This is a genomic window from Oleiphilus sp. HI0066 (genome assembly GCF_001635725.1).
Genome location: NZ_LWFH01001342.1, coordinates 1 through 1,165 on the forward strand (window position 1 = coordinate 1; position 1,165 = coordinate 1,165).

Annotated in this window: 1 protein-coding gene; it reads left to right on the forward strand. The window is 45.7% G+C overall.

The window, feature by feature from the left end:
- Positions 1–1,165: DUF1631 family protein (locus A3738_RS20185; protein WP_156504365.1), on the forward strand; the 1,165-nt coding region annotated here is incomplete at both ends.

The following is a 1,165-nucleotide window of genomic DNA, read 5'->3' on the forward strand; positions in this document are numbered from 1 at the left end:
GGATGCAGGCAATAGTGGAGTTAATCTAGACGCATTACGTCAACTTCTGCATCCTCAAGGTCAGCCTATTCAGGGTAATACGCCGGTTTCAGGATTGCATGCCAGCTCTTCCTCAGCCTCAGCTGCACCAGTTATTTCACAAAACGAGTTAGTTGCGATTTTATCTCGCGCTCAGTCACTTAACTTAGAGCAAGCTGGGTCGTTCGTTGGAGAGAATCAAGCCATTGATTTTGCTGCTTTGCTAAAAGATCAGAGCGCTGGAGCGGTTGGAAAGGCTTATGAAAGTCTCGATGCTGACATGATCAACCTTGTGTCGATGCTATTTGAATTCATTCTTGAAGATCGTCAATTGCAGCCTGAAATGAAAGCCATCATTTCACGACTGCAGATACCTATTTTGAAAGTGGCGTTGATCGATGACAGTTTCTTTAACAAAGGTGGGCATCCTGCACGTAAGCTTCTTAATGAAATCGCGTCTTCAGCGATTGGTTGGAATGCGCCGCGTGAAGGAAGGCGTGATCGCTTTAAAGAAAAGCTTGAGGGTATCGTAGAGCAAATTATTAACGGCTTCGAGCAAGACGTGTCTATGTTCGACGGTTTATTGAGTGACTTTGAAAGCTTCGTTGATTCGGAAAGAAAACGAGGCCTGTTAGTTGAACAGCGTACTAGAGACTCTGAGCGTGGTAAAGCTGCAGCTAACGATGCGCGCCAAGCGGCGCAAGATGTTATCAACGAGGCGATTGAAGGGAAGTCAGTTCCGGATCTTGGTGTTGAACTACTACGCGATGCGTGGAGTAAAGTGTTGGTCTTTAAACTTCTGCGCGAGGGAGAGCAAAGCGAAGCTTGGAATGGGGCTAAAGCAATTGTAAATGAACTGGTTTGGTCCTTATGTCCAGATCCTTCAGAGCAAGATGCGAGAGCTAAACTTCTTAAAATGATTCCATCACTCGTTAAGCGTGTTCGTTTAGGGTTTGACGAGGTTGCTTTAGACGATACTTTGGCAAAAAGACTTCTGTCAGGTCTAGAGGATCAGCACGTATTGTCGCTTCAAGCTCTCCAGCAACAAATTGATTTGAGTGAAATTGCGCCAGTGGGGGAGGTTGACCAGCAAGAAGCTAGTGAACTCCTGCAAGATGATTTTTCAGAACAGAGTGATGAAGTAAGC